General features: G+C 39.7%; 21 protein-coding genes and 2 pseudogenes. All 23 read left to right on the forward strand.

What is annotated here, in order from left to right; translation table 11 throughout:
• Positions 1–131: 131 nt before the first annotated feature.
• The 23 genes and pseudogenes from MK395_RS09475 (at position 132) to ileS (ending at position 18,566) form a co-directional block, all read left to right on the forward strand.
• On the forward strand, positions 132–758 hold the full coding sequence (locus MK395_RS09475; RefSeq protein WP_268711752.1) for a hypothetical protein: 627 nt from the start codon (positions 132–134) through the stop codon (positions 756–758).
• Positions 755–1,384, forward strand: a complete 630-nt coding sequence (locus tag MK395_RS09480) for a hypothetical protein (protein ID WP_001223900.1) — start codon at positions 755–757, stop codon at positions 1,382–1,384. Before MK395_RS09475 ends, MK395_RS09480 begins: the two co-directional genes overlap by 4 nt.
• Positions 1,385–1,435: 51 nt before the next feature.
• Positions 1,436–1,969, forward strand: a complete 534-nt coding sequence (locus tag MK395_RS09485; protein WP_044020408.1) for a hypothetical protein — start codon at positions 1,436–1,438, stop codon at positions 1,967–1,969.
• An 85-nt stretch (positions 1,970–2,054) separates the two neighbouring features.
• Positions 2,055–2,582, forward strand: coding sequence for a thiol-disulfide isomerase (locus MK395_RS09490; protein WP_268711753.1), 528 nt, complete (start codon positions 2,055–2,057; stop codon positions 2,580–2,582).
• A gap of 85 nt (positions 2,583–2,667) precedes the next feature.
• Positions 2,668–3,195, forward strand: coding sequence for a thiol-disulfide isomerase (locus MK395_RS09495; RefSeq protein ID WP_268711754.1), 528 nt, complete (start codon positions 2,668–2,670; stop codon positions 3,193–3,195).
• A 179-nt stretch (positions 3,196–3,374) separates the two neighbouring features.
• Positions 3,375–3,662 carry a TipC family immunity protein gene (locus tag MK395_RS09500; RefSeq protein WP_000746268.1) on the forward strand — a complete coding sequence of 96 codons (288 nt, stop codon included), beginning with the start codon at positions 3,375–3,377 and terminating at the stop codon, positions 3,660–3,662.
• Between the two features lie 15 nt (positions 3,663–3,677).
• Positions 3,678–3,824, forward strand: coding sequence for a hypothetical protein (locus MK395_RS09505; RefSeq protein WP_225893231.1), 147 nt, complete (start codon positions 3,678–3,680; stop codon positions 3,822–3,824).
• A gap of 12 nt (positions 3,825–3,836) precedes the next feature.
• Positions 3,837–4,001 (forward strand): annotated as a pseudogene (locus tag MK395_RS09510) (TipC family immunity protein); the annotation flags it as partial.
• A gap of 371 nt (positions 4,002–4,372) precedes the next feature.
• Positions 4,373–5,005 carry a hypothetical protein gene (locus tag MK395_RS09515; protein ID WP_000919639.1) on the forward strand — a complete coding sequence of 211 codons (633 nt, stop codon included), beginning with the start codon at positions 4,373–4,375 and terminating at the stop codon, positions 5,003–5,005.
• A 55-nt stretch (positions 5,006–5,060) separates the two neighbouring features.
• Entirely contained in the window at positions 5,061–5,198 is a 138-nt protein-coding gene (locus MK395_RS09520) for a hypothetical protein (protein WP_013670182.1), read from the forward strand.
• A gap of 104 nt (positions 5,199–5,302) precedes the next feature.
• Positions 5,303–6,346 carry a D-alanine--D-alanine ligase gene (locus MK395_RS09525; protein ID WP_000814677.1) on the forward strand — a complete coding sequence of 348 codons (1,044 nt, stop codon included), beginning with the start codon at positions 5,303–5,305 and terminating at the stop codon, positions 6,344–6,346.
• An 84-nt stretch (positions 6,347–6,430) separates the two neighbouring features.
• Positions 6,431–7,804: a UDP-N-acetylmuramoyl-tripeptide--D-alanyl-D-alanine ligase gene (locus tag MK395_RS09530; protein WP_000778763.1), complete on the forward strand. Its 1,374-nt coding sequence runs from the start codon at positions 6,431–6,433 to the stop codon at positions 7,802–7,804.
• Positions 7,791–8,401: pseudogene (locus MK395_RS09535) on the forward strand (NUDIX hydrolase N-terminal domain-containing protein). The gene MK395_RS09530 and the pseudogene MK395_RS09535 overlap by 14 nt, the downstream one beginning before the upstream one ends.
• A 198-nt stretch (positions 8,402–8,599) precedes the next feature.
• Positions 8,600–9,304: a YwaF family protein gene (locus tag MK395_RS09540; RefSeq protein WP_268711755.1), complete on the forward strand. Its 705-nt coding sequence runs from the start codon at positions 8,600–8,602 to the stop codon at positions 9,302–9,304.
• Positions 9,305–9,540: 236 nt separating this feature from the next.
• Positions 9,541–10,911, forward strand: a complete 1,371-nt coding sequence (gene ftsA, locus MK395_RS09545; protein WP_000196346.1) for a cell division protein FtsA — start codon at positions 9,541–9,543, stop codon at positions 10,909–10,911.
• Positions 10,912–10,927: 16 nt separating this feature from the next.
• Complete coding sequence (gene ftsZ / locus MK395_RS09550) at positions 10,928–12,184, forward strand: cell division protein FtsZ (protein WP_000144261.1); 1,257 nt, start codon at positions 10,928–10,930, stop codon at positions 12,182–12,184.
• A gap of 3 nt (positions 12,185–12,187) precedes the next feature.
• A complete protein-coding gene (locus MK395_RS09555; RefSeq protein ID WP_001049616.1) occupies positions 12,188–12,859 on the forward strand; it encodes a YggS family pyridoxal phosphate-dependent enzyme in 672 nt (223 codons plus the stop codon).
• A gap of 9 nt (positions 12,860–12,868) precedes the next feature.
• Positions 12,869–13,399: a cell division protein SepF gene (locus MK395_RS09560; protein ID WP_000053366.1), complete on the forward strand. Its 531-nt coding sequence runs from the start codon at positions 12,869–12,871 to the stop codon at positions 13,397–13,399.
• The gene (locus tag MK395_RS09565) at positions 13,399–13,659 is read left to right on the forward strand and encodes a YggT family protein (protein WP_000576501.1); all 261 of its coding nucleotides are present in this window, start codon (positions 13,399–13,401) and stop codon (positions 13,657–13,659) included. Before MK395_RS09560 ends, MK395_RS09565 begins: the two co-directional genes overlap by 1 nt.
• Complete coding sequence (locus tag MK395_RS09570; RefSeq protein WP_268711756.1) at positions 13,656–14,447, forward strand: YlmH family RNA-binding protein; 792 nt, start codon at positions 13,656–13,658, stop codon at positions 14,445–14,447. Before MK395_RS09565 ends, MK395_RS09570 begins: the two co-directional genes overlap by 4 nt.
• 8 nt (positions 14,448–14,455) lie before the next feature.
• On the forward strand, positions 14,456–14,710 hold the full coding sequence (locus MK395_RS09575) for a DivIVA domain-containing protein (RefSeq protein ID WP_000028988.1): 255 nt from the start codon (positions 14,456–14,458) through the stop codon (positions 14,708–14,710).
• A gap of 16 nt (positions 14,711–14,726) precedes the next feature.
• Positions 14,727–15,521 (forward strand): DivIVA domain-containing protein, encoded by a 795-nt coding sequence (locus MK395_RS09580; protein WP_049490008.1) that lies wholly within the window; start codon positions 14,727–14,729, stop codon positions 15,519–15,521.
• Between the two features lie 252 nt (positions 15,522–15,773).
• The gene (gene ileS / locus MK395_RS09585) at positions 15,774–18,566 is read left to right on the forward strand and encodes an isoleucine--tRNA ligase (protein WP_268711757.1); all 2,793 of its coding nucleotides are present in this window, start codon (positions 15,774–15,776) and stop codon (positions 18,564–18,566) included.
• The last annotated feature ends 290 nt before the right edge of the window (positions 18,567–18,856 follow it).

Consider the following 18,856-nt stretch of genomic DNA (forward strand, 5'->3'; position numbering starts at 1 on the left):
GTCGATATTAGTTTAGAAGAGATAAAGGTTTTGAAAGCCATAGACGAGCCTCTCTGGGAAGAATTGGATAGGAAGCGCGAGGAGTATATCCGAATCCATGGAGAGGTAGAGTTGGACGACGAGGAAGACGAGTGAGATTATATATCAAAAGTGATTTTAAGCAAAAAATAACCTTTACAACAAGAGAGTTGCTCTGGAAAATGTGGTTTAAGGAGTGGCATGGTCATCCTATTACATACTCAAACGTCGGTGATGATGAGATGCTACAAGATGATTTCTTTTTTGGAGTTCAATTTGATAAATGGCGATTTAAGGATAAACGATGGAATCATATACCATACGATAAGAGCAATCCTTGGACTTCGTTTTCTGATGAAAATATTCAATTGGAATTTGAAAATGATTTTATTACTGATGGGAAAGAACGTGGAGAAAACCTTAGGATTGCTACGACACATACGGATATTTTAACGGTTGATAAACGAGCTATGTATATCATGGCAGTCGAGGTAGCTTCTGCAATTGATGGTCGGATTAGCGAGGATGACAAGGAGACCTGGATGGATGTAGAGACTTTTAAGGAGTTGCACAAGGATGTCTTATCACTAAGTTACGATAAAGCAACCGATATCAGCGTGGAGGAACTGAAAAGTTTGAAACCTGTAGAGGAACCTTTGTGGGATGAAGAAGAACGTCTTCGTGAAGAATACATCAAAATCCATGGTGAACGTGTGTATGACGACGAGGAAGACGAGTGAGAATTTACATCAAAGGTGATTACATCAAAGAAATTCCATTTGATTACATGGAACTAGCGAAAAGGATGTGGTTTGATACTAAAGATGGGAAGACAGTAGATATTTCTTATTTTGGGAATACTCGCCCATTTAAAACAGACCCAACTATTCACTTGAAATTGAATAAGTGGATGCATGATAATAGATGGAATAATGTTCAGTTGAAAGAAGGGATTATCAATAAATTTGGGAGTCATGTATATGAAAATCTTGAATTAGATTTTGAAGACAATCCAGCAACAGACTATCGAGAAAAAGGAGACTGTCTACGTTTAGCTTCTACCCACTTTGACCTTCTCACTGTTGATAAACGAGCTATGTATATTATGGCCATTGAAATTGCGACTGCTATTGATGGTCAGATTAGCGAAGATGATAAAGAGAGCTGGTTAAGTGTGGAGGAATTTAAAAACCGGCATGAGGATATCCTTTCGATGAGTTATGAAGAAGCTAATGAGCTGAGTTTGGAAGAAATTTCATTTATGGACCATGTGAGAGACCCAGTCTGGGAAGAAGATGACCGTAGAAATGAAGAATACATCAAAATCCATGGCGAGCCAGTTTATGATGATGAGGAAGGTGAGTGAGAATTTATAATCCCACCTATTTGAAAGAGAGTGTTGATAGAGGAAAGGCGAATGTTAGATAAAGTAAAACAGTTTAAGTGGTTGATTGTATTGTCCTTGTTCCTATTAGCGATTCCTTTATATTTTACTTACAATCATTTCCAACAATCTAGTGCTTTAAAAGAAGCTTTTGAAAAAAATGAAAGAATTGAAGTTCTTCATCGTTTGACATCATCAGAAAAATATGCGTCTGACATCCACAAGGCAGGATATACTATTCCTTCTGACGGAGCTATTCGATTGGATGGAGTTATTTATCCATTAGAAATAGAAGGAGAGTTACATTTGAAAATTAGCCCTCCCAAAAAGGATGCTAAGGATTTTCAGTTATTTTTCATTACACAGATTAATGAAAAACAAACGCATGTAGCTTTCATTTTAGATAAAAATCTGAATTTAATTTATTCCAGCTATTCTCAGCAAAATGGAAACGGGAAAAGAGAGATTGTTTCTGTCTCACAAGCCGAAGAAGATTACTTGTTGAGAAGTGTTCAAAGCGAGATTGATGACTTCATGAAAAAAATGTATCAAACCTTGTATGGTTAGATTGTTTGAGAAAGTAACTTCTTGCTCAACGCAATGCTGTATGAACAAGACTTCTAAGATTACTTAGACAGAGGGGGTGAAAAGAATGTCGGGACTTAAAAAAATACTGATCGTTATTGGTTCTGTAATTGCCTTAGCTACTGGCTTGAATCTTTATTTTCAGTATCAAAACCACCAAGAATATATGCAATTAAAAACCTCCTTTGAAGAGAGGGACAATATAGCCGTCTTACAACGTTTAATGGCGTCAGAAAAATATGCGTCTGATATCCGTAAAGCGGGTTATGTCGTTCCTCCCGATGGTGCTATTCGTTTGGATGGAGGAATTGACTCCATAGAGATAAAAGGAGACATCAATTTGGATATCTCAAATCCGGGACGGAATGGGGTTACTGTTTATTTTAGAATGGAGATAGATGGTAAAATAGCTAGCGTACTATATGAATTGGATAAGAACTTTGATATAGTTTCTAGCAGCTACTTTCAATTTAATGAAAAAAATATAAAAGAGAGTGTGAACATCTCTCAATCCGAAGAAGAACGCCTATTAAAGATTGTTCAAAAAGAGCTTGATGGCTTCATGAAAAAGATGTATCAAACCTTGTATGGATAGTTTGCCAGAGAAAGTAACTTCTTGCTCAACACAATGCTGTATGAACAACACTTCTATGATTACTTAGACAGAGGGGGTGAAAAAAATGTCGGGACTTAAAAAAATACTAATCGTGATTGGTTCTGTAATTGTCTTAGCTACTGGCTTGAATCTTTATTTTCAGTATCAAAACCACCAAGAATATATGCAATTAAAAACCTCCTTTGAAGAGAGGGACAATATAGTCGTCTTACAACGTTTGATGGCATCAGAAAAATATGCGTCTGACATCCGTAAAGCGGGCTATGTCGTTCCTCCCGATGGAGCTATTCGCTTGGATGGAGGAATTGACTCCATAGAGATAAAAGGAGACATCGATTTGAAAATATCACATCCTGGACGTAATGGGGTTACTGCTTATTTTGAAATAGAGAGAGATGGTAGAATAACTAGTGTACTCTACGAATTGGATAAGAACTTTGATTTAACTTCTAGCGCCTATTTTCAAATAAATGAAAAAAATATAAATGAGAGGGTGACTATTCCCAAAGTCGAAGAAGAGCGCCTATTAAAGATTGTTCAAAAAGAGCTTGATGGCTTCATGAAAAAGATATATCAGACTTTGTATGGATAGTTTGCCAGAGAAAGTAGCTTCTTGCTCAACGCAATGCTGTATGAACAACGGGGTGTGTTGAGGGATTTTACTAGAAAAAGATACCGTAGATGAGATACAAAAAAATTACCCAAGTACTTATAATTTCATTCGAAATATTGAAACAGGGAATCAAGAGTTGACAGAGATGAGGTGATTAGATGAAGAAGAGAAAATTTGTAATTTTTTCGTTGCTAATAGTTCTATTATTATCTTTCTCTGGTTTTCAGTACTATAAATATCAGAGAGTTCATAATATTTTTGATGAAATATACTACGAAGAAAGTGATTATCACAATTATACATTTCTCTGGAAAGGACGAGCTTTTTATAAGTTAAAAAGTTTAAAATTTGTGGACAACGATTCTCAAGAAATTTCTATTCATTCTATTGATTATAAAAGTGTAGATTTACCAAATACTATTCAATCTCTAGGTTATTATTTTTAATTTGGATTTCAGGAGATGACGAAAGTTGGGATAGAGATGCGTTTGAGACTGCCAGATACAGAGACAACCATAAATGTAGATTACCTGTACGATGTAAACAATCGGCAATTAGAACGGTTTATGTGGTACTATGATGATGAGAGTACAGGATATTTTCAGTAGTCTCAAGTAGAGGACTTTCTTGCCAAACGCGGTAAGACTGTTGATGAGATTCGCAAGGAAGCAGACAATGTACTCCGTAATAAAGTCCTTAAAGACTGGACCACTATCTACTCTAGTCGTTTTAGCCCAGATAATTGGGGAGAAGTGACAGTTAAGGATATATGGAGAACAGAATAACAAACGAAACGGCGAGGCAATAGTGTTATACAGGTGGGGTGCTATGACAGAGTTCTTAAGAATATTTTATTTTATTCGATAGCTTTGGTCTGCTTTCTTTTGGTGTGACGAAAGAAACTCCCTATACTATCACCATCACCAATGTAGACAACAAGCCAGCTTACTTTGAAGCTCAAGTGGTGGATCGGTAGATTTAGGAACCGTAAACTAGGCCTCAGTTGTTGTAATTGTTTGGTAAAGGAGACTTATTTGCTTTGAAAGTAACAATCAGCTTGTTTCTTTCGAATATGCAAGAGAGGCTCTAGTGGCGAATACTAGTCAAAATGTCAAAAAAGATTTAGATAAACCTAATCCCGCAGTTGGAGAGTAAAATGTTAAAAAGAATAAGAAACTATTATAAAAACAAACCAACTCAAGCTGTCCTAATGCTCATAGTTCTTATTTGGTCAGTATATGAGATTGGTGCGACCAGCTTGGCAAGTAACTCGGCATTAACTAAGGAATTCATGCATAGTCGGTATGTTATAGTTTGGCCAATGGTAGATAAGAAAATGAAATTATACCATTATGCGGAAGAATGGACTAATGACGTTTTAGTTGGAATGATGCATTTAGACTATGGAAATATAAGAATAACTAGTTTTCCTAAAAAATGGGAGAGTGAAGCTGAAGTTTACTATACGCTGTCTCAGGATGAGTATGCTGATAGAGTATATTTTTTCTTAGACGAGCCAATTTCCAAAGCCTATATCAGCAGATTAGAACAAAATTATTATTTGATTTCAAAGAATGCAGTTGCTATTAAAGAGGAAACAGGTAAAACGGTTGAACAGTTAGTTCAAGAAGTGGGGAATGCAAGGAAAACCTTCTTATCAGCTCTTGGAAAGATGAAAATCCTTCGTTTGGTCTATTTGATTCTTCGTATGATAGTATTGTTGCAGTGTATCAGGTGGTCGGGTCAGCGTAGAAAAAGGAAAGAGAACGAAATTTTGCAGAATAGATAGAGCTCCAAAAAGGTATGATGATAAAGAGCTTCCAAACAATCAAACAGATATTCATTTGGTAAAGAATGGAATTGTTGTCAGTTACAAAGGGGAAAAAGTTTTTAATGTGACTAATAACGAGTCCTACACGATCACTATCACCAATGTAGACGACAAACCAGCTTACTTTGAAGCTCAAGTGGTGGATAGGTAATATTTCAGCTCTTAAATGAGGGCTTTTTTAGATACAAGTTTCAAAAAAGAAGCAAATATGATATACTAAAGAACGAGTATTCTATTAGAATTAGGACAAGCAATATGAAACAAACGATTATTCTTTTATACGGTGGACGGAGTGCAGAGCGTGAAGTCTCTGTCCTTTCAGCTGAAAGTGTGATGCGTGCGGTCAACTACGACCGTTTCACAGTCAAGACTTTCTTCATTAGCCAGTCAGGTGACTTTATCAAAACGCAAGAATTTAGCCAGACCCCAGGTCAAGAGGATCGTCTCATGACCAATGCGACTATTGACTGGAACAAGAAAATAGCGCCAAGTTCCATCTATGAAGAAGGTGCAGTGGTCTTTCCAGTTCTTCATGGCCCAATGGGAGAGGATGGCTCTGTTCAAGGATTCTTAGAAGTTTTGAAAATGCCTTACGTTGGTTGTAACATCTTGTCATCCAGCCTTGCCATGGATAAAATCACGACCAAGCGTGTCTTGGAGTCTGCAGGGATTGCCCAAGTACCTTATGTGGCTATCGTCGAAGGGGACGATGTGACTGCTAAAATCGCTGAAGTTGAAGAAAAATTGACTTACCCAGTCTTCACGAAGCCGTCAAACATGGGTTCAAGTGTCGGTATTTCTAAGTCTGAAAACCATGAGGAACTACGCCAAGCTTTGGAGCTTGCCTTTCAATATGACAGCCGTGTCTTAGTAGAGCAAGGGGTGAATGCTCGTGAAATCGAGGTTGGTCTCTTGGGCAACTACGATGTGAAGAGCACGCTTCCTGGTGAAGTGGTCAAGGATGTTGCCTTTTATGACTATGATGCCAAATATATCGATAACAAGATTACCATGGACATCCCAGCCAAGATTAGTGATGATGTAGTAGCTGTCATGCGTCATAATGCAGAAACTGCCTTCCGTGCGATCGGTGGCCTCGGTCTGTCTCGTTGTGATTTCTTCTATACAGATAAGGGCGAGATTTTCCTAAACGAGCTTAACACCATGCCAGGTTTTACCCAGTGGTCTATGTATCCACTACTTTGGGACAATATGGGAATCAGCTACCCAGAACTAATCGAGCGTTTGGTTGACCTTGCTAAGCAAAGTTTTGACAAGCGCGAAGCGCATTTGCTATAAAAATGAAAGAGAGGGTAGAAGCCAGAACTATCACTGCATGGTGACTAGAGTTCTTGGACTTCAACCCTTTTTAAAGGAGTAGAAATGAAATTAACAATCCATGAAGTTGTCCAAGCTGTTGGAGCTAAAAATGATGTCAGTATCTTTGAGGATGCCCAGTTAGAAAAGGCTGAGTTTGACAGTCGTTTGATTGGGACGGGAGATTTGTTTGTGCCACTTAAAGGTGCGCGTGACGGTCATGACTTTATCGAAACAGCTTTTGAAAATGGTGCAGTAGTAACCTTGTCCGAGAAAGAGGTTGCAAATCATCCCTACATTCTAGTAGACGACGTGCTGTCTGCCTTTCAAACCCTCGCAGCCTACTATCTTGAAAAAACAGCTGTTGATGTCTTTGCGGTTACGGGTTCAAATGGCAAGACAACCACTAAGGATATGTTGGCGCATCTACTGTCAACAACCTACAAGACCTACAAAACTCAGGGCAATTACAATAACGAGATTGGCCTTCCTTACACAGTTCTCCACATGCCTGAAGGAACAGAAAAGTTGGTCTTGGAGATGGGGCAGGATCACTTGGGAGATATCCATCTCTTGTCAGAATTGGCCCATCCAAAAACAGCCATTGTGACCTTGGTTGGAGAGGCTCATTTAGCCTTTTTCAAAGACCGTTCAGAGATTGCTAAAGGAAAAATGCAAATTGCTGATGGTATGGCACCAGGTTCTTTGCTTTTGGCACCAGCTGACCCGATTGTAGAGGACTACTTGCCTACAGATAAAAAAGTAATCCGTTTTGGGCAAGGAGCTGAGTTAGAAGTCACAGACTTGATTGAGCGCAAGGATAGTCTGACCTTTAAGGCTAATTTTTTGGAACAAGCCCTCGATTTGCCAGTGACAGGTAAGTACAATGCCACCAATGCTATGATTGCTGCTTATGTGGCTCTACAAGAAGGAGTTTCAGAGGAGCAAATTCGTCAGGCCTTTCAGAACCTAGAATTGACCCGCAATCGTACTGAGTGGAAGAAAGCAGCCAATGGAGCAGATATTCTGTCTGACGTATACAATGCCAATCCAACTGCTATGAAGTTGATTTTGGAGACGTTTTCTGCTATCTCAGCCAACGAAGGAGGCAAGAAAATCGCTGTCTTGGCAGACATGAAGGAACTCGGCGACCAGTCTGTCCAACTCCATAATCAGATGATTTTGAGCCTATCGCCAGATGTGCTGGATACCGTTATTTTCTATGGAGAAGACATTGCCGAATTAAGCCAACTTGCTAGTCAAATGTTCCCAATCGGTCACGTTTTCTACTTCAAGAAAACAGCTGACGAGGACCAATTTGAAGACCTTGTCAAGCAAGTCAAGGAAAGCCTCGGTGCCAATGACCAAATTTTGCTTAAAGGCTCTAACTCCATGAATCTAGCCAAGTTGGTAGAAAGTTTAGAAAATGAATGCAAGTGATTTTGCCAAGTATCTGCAAAGAATGTTAGCCATTACGGATACTGGATTAACCTTTACAAAAGATCCTTTCGACCGTGAGCGCTACGAGGACTTGCGAATCCTGTTATCTGAAATGTTGAATCAGGTATCAGACCTCGATGCAGAAGAAGTGGCAGAAGTCTTGAAACCAACGTCCGCTTATACAACTCCTCTGATGGACGTCCGTGCTTGGATTGTTGAGGATGAAAAAGTCTGTTTAGTTAGAGGAAAAGGAGAGGATAGTTGGGCTTTGCCAGGTGGTTTTGGTGAAGTCGGCTACTCTCCAACCGAAAATATTCTTAAAGAAATTGAAGAAGAAACCGGTTTTACAGCAAAAGCTGAAAGGTTACTTGCAGTTTTTGATACCAATCGTTTCCAACTACAGAGCAAACAATATGCAAAGTTTGTCTTTGAATGTAAGCTTCTTGATGGACAATTTCAAGAGAATCAAGAAATTGCTGAGCTTCAATTTTTTGCCATTGACCAATTGCCAGTCTTATCTGAAAAACGCATCACCAAGGAGCAAATGGAGATTTTTGGCAAGTTTATAAAGGACAAAGAGACCAATATATCGATTAGTTTATGCTAGAGAAGTCGACAAATCAAAAAAGGGTATCTACAAGGTGCATTTCTGCAATACAAATGATATAATAGGTTGCGAATTTAAGACTCAAGTATTCTATGCATGGCATAGAATCAAGTTTTTTCAAAAAATTTAAAAGCTGGGGGGAGTGAATTTTTTTTACTGCCTCTAGCTAGATGAACGAGGAATAGAATATGAATTTGTGGGATAAATTATTTACCACACAGATATCAGAACCGCCCCAGTTTGAACTTCACTGGTACATTGGTTTGTTATGTTTATTGGCTCTTACTTTTTATGCTTCTTATCGTTTTCGCGACAAAGTTGCTTACCAGCGTTTTATTCAGATTCTTCAGTCTGTTCAACTGATTGTTCTGTATAGCTGGTATTGGGGGAATCTCATGCCTCTGTCAGAAAGTTTGCCCTTCTATCATTGCCGTATCGCCATGTTTGTGATGCTCTTAATTCCAGGGACATCCAAGTACAAACAGTACTTTGCCCTTTTAGGAACTTTTGGAGCAACAGCAGCACTGGCTTACCCACTCTTTGATCCCTACCCATTTCCACACGTGACCATTTTGTCCTTCATTATCGGACATGTTGCCCTTTTAGGAAATGCGCTCCTATACTTGTTTAGAAACTATCAACCTTCCCTTCTCGATTTGAAGAATGTGGTGGTGATTACCTTCGCCTTAAATGGCTTGATATGGGTTGTCAACTTAGTTGTAGGTGGAGATTATGGATTTTTAAACCAACCACCACTTGTTGGAAGCTTCGGCCAGCCCTTAAATTATCTCATTGTTTCGACTGTTATCGTGATAGCAATTCGCTTAACAGGGAAATTAGTAGAAAATTTTTTACAACAAAAATCGGAAGAATTTATTCAAGAGAAGATCTAAAATGATCTTCTCTTTTTTGGATTTTTAAGAAACAAAAAAGAAATTGTGAACGTTAACTTCAAATAATCTCTTAGAAGAAGAATTTTTCTAGAATTTTCTCAAAAAACATGCAGGAATTTTATCAAAAACTAAGCACGATTGGATTTTTTGTGTTATAATATTCTTTGAATAGCTATGCCCAAACATAGTTATTAAATAGAAGTGAGAAACTTGGAAGACAGAGAGGATGCGATGTAATGACTAGAGATGGTTTTTTTACAGGCTTAGATATCGGAACTAGTTCGATTAAAGTGCTAGTAGCTGAGCATAGAGATGGCGAAGTAAATGTAATTGGTGTTAGTAATGCCAAAAGTAAAGGTGTCAAAGACGGAATTATTGTTGATATTGAAGCAGCTGCTTCAGCAATTAAATCTGCAATCACACAGGCAGAAGAGAAAGCGGGTATTTCTATTAAGTCTGTTAACGTTGGCCTTCCAGCAAACCTCTTGCAGGTTGAACCAACACAAGGAATGATTCCTGTAACTTCAGATACCAAAGAAATCACAGATCAAGATGTTGAAAATGTTGTCAAATCAGCTTTGACAAAGAGCATGACTCCTGACCGTGAAGTGATTACCTTTATTCCAGAAGAATTCATCGTGGATGGATTCCAAGGCATCCGTGACCCTCGTGGTATGATGGGTGTCCGCTTGGAAATGCGTGGTCTGCTTTACACAGGTCCTCGTACGATTCTACACAATCTTCGCAAGACGGTTGAGCGTGTAGGTATTCATGTTGATAACGTGATTATTTCACCTTTGGCAATTGTGAACTCCGTTCTCAATGAAGGCGAACGCGAATTTGGTGCAACTGTTATTGATATGGGTGGAGGTCAGACTACTGTGGCGACTATCCGCAACCAAGAATTGCAGTTCACTAACATCTACCAAGAAGGTGGAGATTACGTTACTAAAGACATTTCTAAAGTCTTGAAAACTTCTCAAAAAATTGCAGAAAGTTTGAAACTGAACTATGGTGAAGCTTACGTTCCACTTGCAAGTAACGAAACTTTCCAAGTTGAAGTAATTGGTGAAGTAGAACCTGTTGAAGTAACAGAAAGCTATTTGGCAGAAATTATCTCAGCACGCATCAAACATATCTTTGACCAAATCAAACAAGAGTTGGAAAGAAGACACTTGTTAGATTTACCTGGAGGTATCGTCCTTATCGGTGGAAATGCAATTTTGCCAGGAATTGTTGAATTAGCCCAAGAAGTATTTGGTGTTCGCGTAAAACTTTATGTACCAAATCAAGTTGGAATTCGCAACCCTGCATTTGCGCACGTGATTAGCTTGTCTGAGTTTGCTGGTAAATTGACAGAAGTCAATCTTCTTGCACAAAAAGCAGTTAAAGGAGATGAATTCCTTCGTCAAAAACCAATTAACTTTGGCATTCCAAATCAACGTTTGAATCCAGTAGCGCAACCAAGTCCAGCACAAACAGCTCCAGCTGAAACTGTGCAGGAAGCTCCAGTTGCTCCGAAGGAAGAATTCCAAGCAAGTTCTCAAAGTAAACCGAAGCTAACAGAACGTTTCCGTGGTTTGATCGGAAGCATGTTTGATGAATAAAAGAGGATAAGAAATTATGACATTTTCATTTGATACAGCAGCAGCTCAAGGCGCAGTTATTAAGGTAATTGGTGTCGGTGGTGGTGGTGGTAACGCCATCAACCGCATGGTTGACGAAGGTGTTGCTGGTGTAGAATTTATCGCAGCCAACACTGATGTACAAGCCCTTAGCAGTACGAAAGCAGAAACAGTTATCCAACTTGGTCCAAAATTGACTCGTGGTTTGGGTGCTGGAGGGCGTCCGGAAGTTGGACGTAAAGCTGCAGAAGAAAGTGAAGAAGCTTTGACGGAAGCTATCACTGGAGCAGACATGGTCTTTATCACTGCTGGTATGGGTGGTGGATCTGGTACAGGTGCAGCCCCTGTCATTGCACGTATCGCTAAAGATCTTGGTGCTCTTACAGTTGGTGTCGTGACACGTCCTTTCGGATTTGAAGGAAGCAAACGTGGCCAGTACGCTGTAGAAGGAATCAACGAACTTCGCGAGCATGTTGATACTTTGTTGATTATCTCTAACAACAACTTGCTTGAAATTGTTGATAAGAAAACGCCACTTCTTGAAGCTCTTAGCGAAGCAGATAACGTTCTTCGCCAAGGTGTTCAAGGGATTACTGACTTGATCACGAACCCAGGATTGATTAACCTTGACTTTGCTGACGTGAAAACTGTAATGGCCAACAAAGGGAATGCCCTTATGGGTATCGGTATCGGTAGTGGTGAAGAACGCGTTGTTGAAGCGGCTCGTAAAGCAATTTACTCTCCACTTCTTGAAACAACAATCGATGGTGCAGAGGATGTCATCGTCAATGTTACTGGTGGTCTTGATTTGACCTTGATTGAAGCAGAAGAAGCTTCAGAAATCGTCAACCAAGCAGCTGGCCAAGGTGTAAACATCTGGCTTGGAACATCAATTGATGAAAGCATGAAGGATGAAATCCGTGTTACAGTTGTAGCGACAGGTGTTCGTCAAGAACGAGTGGAAAAAGTAGTTGGAGCTCGTAACAACCAACCAGTTGGACGTCCATCAACTAAAGCGCCACAAGCACACACATTTGACCGTCAATTCGACTTGGAAGAGACAGCAGAATTGCCTAAATCAAGCCCACGTCGTTTTGAAACAAACCAAGCCTCTGCTTTTGGAGACTGGGATTTGCGTCGTGAGTCTATTGTTCGCCAAACAGATCCAGTTGTTTCACCAGTAGAACGCTTCGAAACACCAGTTTCACAAGATGAAGATGAATTGGATACACCTCCATTCTTCAAAAATCGTTAATCAATGAATTTGAAAAAAAATACTGAATTAGTTTTTCAGCAAATAGCTGATGCTAGTCAAGAAGCCAACCGTGCTCTAGATGCTGTTTCAGTAATCGCAGTGACAAAGTATGTAGATGTACAAACAGCGGAAGCCTTGCTTCCGCTTGGTGTCCGTCATATAGGTGAAAATCGAGTCGATAAATTTTTAGAAAAATATCAGGCCTTGAAAGATTACCCAGTTACTTGGCATTTAATAGGAACACTACAGAGACGGAAAGTGAAAGAAGTAATCCCATATGTGGATTACTTTCATGCTTTAGACTCCTTAAAGTTAGCCCAGGAAATTCAAAAGAGAACAGATCATGTTATCAAGTGTTTCTTGCAGGTCAATATTTCTGGGGAAGAAAGCAAGCATGGGTTTTCAAAAGAAGAATTGCTAGAACTTTTGCCAGAATTGGCTAAGTTAGATCAGATTGAGTATGTTGGTTTAATGACCATGGCTCCTTTTGAGGCAGACAGTGATGAATTGAAAGAAATTTTCAAGGATACGCAGGCTCTGCAAGCAGAAATTAGAGAAAAACAAATCCCTAATATGCCGATGACAGAGCTAAGCATGGGAATGAGTCGTGATTTTAAAGAAGCGATTCAGTTCGGCTCAACCTTTGTTCGAATCGGTACAGCATTTTTTAAATAGGAGAGAGCTATGTCTTTAAAAGATAGATTCGATAAATTTATAGATTATTTTACAGAAGACGGAGAAGAAACGACTAACTACCAGACTCAACAAGAGGAAACAGTTAGCCCAGCCATCTCATCTTCTAAAGAATTACCAGCACCTGCTCAGTCAGGATCAGCAAAAGATGCAAATATTACTCGTCTTCATGCGCGTCAGCAAGAATTGGCAATGCAAAGCCATCGTTCAGATGAGAAAGTGACAATTGACGTTCGCTATCCAAGAAAATATGAAGATGCAACTGAAATTGTAGATTTGTTGGCTGGCAATGAAAGTATTTTGATTGATTTCCAATACATGACAGAGGTACAAGCCCGTCGTTGCCTTGATTACTTGGACGGAGCCCGTCATGTCTTGGCTGGAAATATGAAAAAAGTTGCGAGCACGATGTATCTATTGACTCCTGTCAACGTTATCGTGAACATTGAAGATATCAAACTTCCAGATGAATCACAAAGCGCTGAGTTTGGTTTTGACATTAAACGAAATAGAGCAAGATAATGATTTTCTTAATCCGTTTAATCCAAAATGCGGTTAGCATTTATTCCATCATTCTCGTTGCATTTGCTCTTCTTTCATGGTTTCCAAATGCCTATGAAAGCCAGCTAGGTCGCCTAGTTATCAGACTTGCTCGTCCAGTTATTGAGCCCCTTCGTAAGCTCAATCTACAATTTGCTGGCCTTGATTTTACGGTTTGGGCAGCGCTGATTCTGATTCAGTTTGTTGGAAATCTCTTAACACGACTAGTCCTATTACTATGACAGCAAATCGAGCCATTTATCAGCATTTTTCCCAAGATGATATTCCCTTTATTGATAAGGGTTTAGAGTGGTTCAAGCGGGTAGAAGATACATATGCACCGGTACTTACTCCTTTTATCAATCCCCATCAGGAACAGATCTTAAGGGTGCTAGCTGGGACATATGGACTGGGTTGCCAAAGTAGTGGTGATTTTCTTCCAACAGAGTCGATTCGAGTTCTTCTCTATCCAGATTACTTTGAACCGGAGATATCAGACTTTGAAATGGCCTTGTTGGAAATTTGCTATCCGAGTAAGTTTGAACAACTGAGTCATGGAAAAATATTGGGAACAATCATCAACCAACTAGGAATTGACCGTAAATTATTTGGTGATATCTTGGTAGATGAAAAGAGAGCACAGATTTTTGTCAATCGTGATTTCATTCCTCTTTTTCAGGATGGAATAAGAAAGATTGGCAGACTTCCTGTATCGCTGGAGGAACGACCTTTTACCGATAGGATTTTGTCTAAAATTGATTATAGAGAACGAGAAATTTTAGTTTCGAGTTTTCGATTGGATGCCCTCTTATCAAGTGCCTTGAAATTATCTAGAAATCAAACTAGTCAACTGATTGAGAAAAAATCTGTCCAGGTAAACTATCATCTGGTTGAAAAAACTGATTACCAGGTCGCTGTTGGAGATTTGATCAGTGTGAGAAAGTTTGGTCGTCTAAAAATTGTCAAAGACAATGGACAGACCAAAAAGGATAAGAAAAAACTAACAGTCCGGCTACTTTTAAGCAAGTGAGAAAAAATATGTCGATTACACCACAAGAAATAAGTGATAAAGCTTTCTCAAGAACATTCAGAGGCTACAATCAGGAAGAAGTTGACCTCTTTCTAGATAAGATTTACTTTGAATTAGAGGAGATGATTCGATACAAAGATGAAACTGAACTCTATATCAAAAAACTAGAAGAACGTCTTTCCTATTATACGAATGATATTCCTAAGAGAACAGTAACAAGCGAGCAAGAACCAGAAGCAATTAATGATTCTATTTTTTATTAAGTAAGTGAGGAAAAGTATGCCAATTACATCATTAGAAATTAAAGATAAAACCTTTGGTACAAGATTTAGAGGTTTTGATCCAGAAGAAGTAGATGAATTTCTGGATATCGTTGTTCGTGACTACGAAGACTTGGTTCGTAGCAATCACGATAAAGAGACACACATCAAGAGTTTGGAAGAACGTTTGTCTTACTTTGATGAGATGAAGGATTCCTTGAGTCAGTCAGTTTTGATTGCTCAAGATACTGCAGAGCGTGTCAAACAAGCTGCTCAAGAACGTTCAAACAATATTATTCAACAAGCTGAACAAGATGCTCAGCGTTTGCTTGAAGAAGCGAAATACAAGGCAAATGAAATTCTCCGTCAGGCTACAGATAATGCGAAGAGAGTGGCTGTTGAGACTGAAGAGTTGAAGAACAAGAGCCGTGTATTCCATCAACGCCTCAAGTCTACGATTGAAAGTCAATTGGCTATTGTCGAGTCATCTGATTGGGAAGATATTCTTCGCCCAACAGCTACTTACCTTCAGACAAGTGATGAAGCCTTTAAAGAAGTGGTGGGTGAAGTTCTTGGTGAAACTGTATCTTTACAACCAGAGGAAGAGCCTATTGATATGACTCGTCAATTCACACCAGAAGAAGTTGCTGAATTGCAAGCTCGTATCGAGGCTGGCAACAAAGAATTAGCTGAGTTTGAAGCTCAACAAAATCAACAGACAGAAGAAAGTGACCAGCATGAAGAGTCAGTTGAAGTAGAAGCTACTGCGGCAACTGAGGACGATGCAAATAAAGAATCTGTTCTTATCCTATAAAAAAATGTGAGAACAAGATCTAACCAACTATATTTTCAGCGAGCGGGAGATGGTGAGAGTCCTGCAATCCCTAGTGGTTAGATTATCCTCTCAACAAATCTAGTCCGAAAATAGTAAGACTGGACGTTCCCCACGTTACGGGAAAAGAGGAAAAGAGACACGGTCTTTTTTCGAACAAAGGTGGTACCACGATTTTCGTCCTTTTTGCGAATCGTGGTTTTTATTTTGTCAATTTAAATTAAAGGAGTAACAATGAAACTTAAAGAAACCCTCAATCTAGGGAAAACAGATTTTCCAATGCGTGCTGGTCTTCCAACCAAAGAACCAGTTTGGCAAAAAGAATGGGAAGAAGCAAAACTTTACCAACGTCGTCAAGAATTGAACCAAGGAAAACCACATTTCACCTTGCATGATGGACCTCCGTATGCAAACGGAAATATCCACGTTGGACATGCCATGAACAAGATTTCCAAAGATATTATTGTTCGTTCTAAGTCTATGTCAGGATTCTATGCACCTTACATCCCAGGTTGGGATACACATGGTCTGCCAATCGAGCAAGTCTTGGCAAAACAAGGCGTTAAACGCAAAGAAATGGACTTGGTTGAGTACTTGAAACTTTGCCGTGAGTATGCTCTTTCTCAAGTTGATAAACAAAGAGAAGACTTTAAACGTTTGGGGGTTTCTGGTGACTGGGAAAATCCTTATGTAACCTTGACTCCTGACTATGAAGCAGCTCAGATCCGTGTCTTCGGTGAAATGGCTAAAAAAGGCTATATCTATCGTGGTGCCAAGCCAGTTTACTGGTCATGGTCTTCTGAGTCAGCCCTTGCAGAAGCGGAAATTGAATACCATGACTTGCTTTCAACTTCCCTTTACTATGCTAACCGTGTCAAAGACGGAAAAGGTGTTCTAGATACGGATACTTATATTGTCGTATGGACCACTACACCATTTACCATTACAGCCTCTCGTGGTTTGACAGTTGGAGCAGATATTGATTATGTATTGGTACAACCAGCTGGTGAATCTCGTAAGTTTGTAGTTGCTTCAGAATTATTGAATAGTCTTTCTGAGAAATTTGGTTGGGCGGATGTTCAAGTCTTGGCTACCTACCGTGGTCAAGAATTGAACCACATTGTGACAGTCCACCCATGGGATACGGCTGTAGATGAGTTGGTAATCCTGGGTGACCACGTTACGACTGACTCTGGTACTGGTATTGTCCATACAGCCCCTGGTTTTGGTGAGGACGACTACAATGTTGGTGTTGCCAACGGCCTTGAAGTTGCTGTAACAGTTAACGAACGCGGTATTATGATGGAAAATGCTGGTCCTGAATTTGCGGGTCAGTTCTATGACAAGGTTGTGCCGACTGTTATCGAAAAACTGGGCGATTTGCTCCTTGCTCAAGAAGAAATCTCTCACTCATACCCATTTGACTGGCGTACGAAAAAACCAATCATCTGGCGTGCTGTTCCACAATGGTTTGCCTCTGTATCTAAATTCCGCCAAGAAATCTTGGACGAAATTGAAAAAGTGAAGTTCCACTCAGAATGGGGTAAAGTGCGTCTTTACAACATGATTCGTGACCGTGGTGACTGGGTAATCTCTCGTCAACGTGCTTGGGGAGTTCCCCTTCCTATCTTCTATGCTGAAGACGGAACGCCAATCATGACAGCTGAAACGATTGAGCACGTGGCTCAACTCTTTGAGGAACACGGTTCTATCATCTGGTGGGAACGTGATGCTAAAGATCTCTTGCCAGAAGGATTTACGCATCCAGGTTCACCAAATGGCGAGTTCAAAAAAGAAACAGATATCATGGACGTATGGTTTGACTCAGGTTCATCATGGAATGGAGTAGTGGTCAACCGTCCAGAACTCAAATATCCAGCAGATCTTTACCTTGAAGGTTCTGACCAGTACCGTGGTTGGTTCAACTCATCACTTATCACATCTGTTGCTAACCATGGCGTGGCTCCTTACAAACAAATCTTGTCACAAGGTTTTGCCCTTGATGGTAAAGATGAGAAGATGTCTAAATCTCTTGGGAATACCATTGCTCCAAGTGATGTTGAAAAACAATTTGGTGCGGAAATCTTGCGTCTCTGGGTAACAAGTGTGGACTCAAGCAACGACGTGCGTATCTCTATGGATATCTTGAGCCAAGTCTCTGAAACTTACCGTAAGATCCGTAACACACTTCGTTTCTTGATTGCCAATACATCTGACTTTAACCCAGCTCAAGACGCAGTGGCTTACGATGAGCTTCGTTCGGTTGATAAGTACATGACCATTCGCTTTAACCAGCTTGTGAAAACGATTCGTGATGCTTATGCCAACTTTGAATTTTTGACAATCTACAAGGCCTTGGTGAATTTTATCAACGTTGACTTGTCAGCCTTCTACCTTGATTTTGCTAAAGACGTTGTTTACATCGAGGGTGCCAAATCACTCGAACGCCGTCAAATGCAGACTGTCTTCTATGACATTCTCGTGAAAATCACCAAACTCTTGACACCAATCCTTCCTCACACTGCAGAAGAAATCTGGTCATATCTTGAGTTTGAAGCTGAAGAATTTGTTCAATTGTCTGAATTACCAGAAGCTCAAACTTTTGCCAACCAAGAAGAAATCTTGGATACATGGTCAGCCTTCATGGATTTCCGTGGACAAGCTCAAAAAGCCTTGGAAGAAGCACGTAATGCCAAAGTTATCGGGAAATCACTCGAAGCCCACTTGACAGTTTATCCAAATGAAGTGGTGAAAACTCTTCTTGGAGCAGTAGATAGCAATGTGGCTCAACTCTTGATCGTGTCAGAATTGACCATCGCTGAAGGTACAGCTCCAGAAGGTGCCGTTAGCTTCGAAGATGTTGCCTTTACAGTTGAACGCGCTACAGGTGAAGTATGTGACCGTTGCCGTCGTATCGATCCAACTACTGCAGAACGTAGCTACCATGCAGTCATCTGTGACCACTGTGCAAGCATCGTAGAAGAAAACTTTGCGGATGCAGTTGCAGAAGGATTTGAAGCGAAATAATCATAATAGTATCAAGTTGTCTCATAGTTTAAGATGAGATAAAAAGGAAAAAGAGAGGAAGTCATTTCTCTCTTTTTTTGCTGGAAAAAGTTTAGGACAAAGGGAGTAAATCTAATATTTTTAGGAAGAGTTTTAAGCTGATTTTTTGAGATGTTTTTAAAAAGAGAGGTCGTTTTTTGGTACTTTTAAAAAGCATGTGTTGTTTCTAAAAATCGCGACAAATAATTTGAATAATCAAGTGAAATCAGGTAGAATAGAAAGGATTGAATAATATATTGAAGAGGAAATTT

The organism is Streptococcus oralis, from assembly GCF_026782085.1.
GTDB lineage: Bacteria > Bacillota > Bacilli > Lactobacillales > Streptococcaceae > Streptococcus > Streptococcus oralis_DA.

Bases quoted from the DNA above. Each gene is read 5' to 3' on its own strand.
- MK395_RS09485 (WP_044020408.1), top strand. From the start codon at position 1,436: ATGTTAGATAAAGTAAAACAGTTTAAGTGGTTGATTGTATTGTCCTTG.
- MK395_RS09490 (WP_268711753.1), top strand. From the start codon at position 2,055: ATGTCGGGACTTAAAAAAATACTGATCGTTATTGGTTCTGTAATTGCC.
- MK395_RS09495 (WP_268711754.1), top strand. From the start codon at position 2,668: ATGTCGGGACTTAAAAAAATACTAATCGTGATTGGTTCTGTAATTGTC.
- MK395_RS09500 (WP_000746268.1), top strand. From the start codon at position 3,375: ATGAAGAAGAGAAAATTTGTAATTTTTTCGTTGCTAATAGTTCTATTA.
- MK395_RS09505 (WP_225893231.1), top strand. From the start codon at position 3,678: ATGACGAAAGTTGGGATAGAGATGCGTTTGAGACTGCCAGATACAGAG.
- MK395_RS09515 (WP_000919639.1), top strand. From the start codon at position 4,373: ATGTTAAAAAGAATAAGAAACTATTATAAAAACAAACCAACTCAAGCT.
- MK395_RS09525 (WP_000814677.1), top strand. From the start codon at position 5,303: ATGAAACAAACGATTATTCTTTTATACGGTGGACGGAGTGCAGAGCGT.
- MK395_RS09530 (WP_000778763.1), top strand. From the start codon at position 6,431: ATGAAATTAACAATCCATGAAGTTGTCCAAGCTGTTGGAGCTAAAAAT.
- MK395_RS09540 (WP_268711755.1), top strand. From the start codon at position 8,600: ATGAATTTGTGGGATAAATTATTTACCACACAGATATCAGAACCGCCC.
- ftsA (WP_000196346.1), top strand. From the start codon at position 9,541: ATGACTAGAGATGGTTTTTTTACAGGCTTAGATATCGGAACTAGTTCG.
- ftsZ (WP_000144261.1), top strand. From the start codon at position 10,928: ATGACATTTTCATTTGATACAGCAGCAGCTCAAGGCGCAGTTATTAAG.
- MK395_RS09555 (WP_001049616.1), top strand. From the start codon at position 12,188: ATGAATTTGAAAAAAAATACTGAATTAGTTTTTCAGCAAATAGCTGAT.
- MK395_RS09560 (WP_000053366.1), top strand. From the start codon at position 12,869: ATGTCTTTAAAAGATAGATTCGATAAATTTATAGATTATTTTACAGAA.
- MK395_RS09565 (WP_000576501.1), top strand. From the start codon at position 13,399: ATGATTTTCTTAATCCGTTTAATCCAAAATGCGGTTAGCATTTATTCC.
- MK395_RS09570 (WP_268711756.1), top strand. From the start codon at position 13,656: ATGACAGCAAATCGAGCCATTTATCAGCATTTTTCCCAAGATGATATT.
- MK395_RS09575 (WP_000028988.1), top strand. From the start codon at position 14,456: ATGTCGATTACACCACAAGAAATAAGTGATAAAGCTTTCTCAAGAACA.
- MK395_RS09580 (WP_049490008.1), top strand. From the start codon at position 14,727: ATGCCAATTACATCATTAGAAATTAAAGATAAAACCTTTGGTACAAGA.
- ileS (WP_268711757.1), top strand. From the start codon at position 15,774: ATGAAACTTAAAGAAACCCTCAATCTAGGGAAAACAGATTTTCCAATG.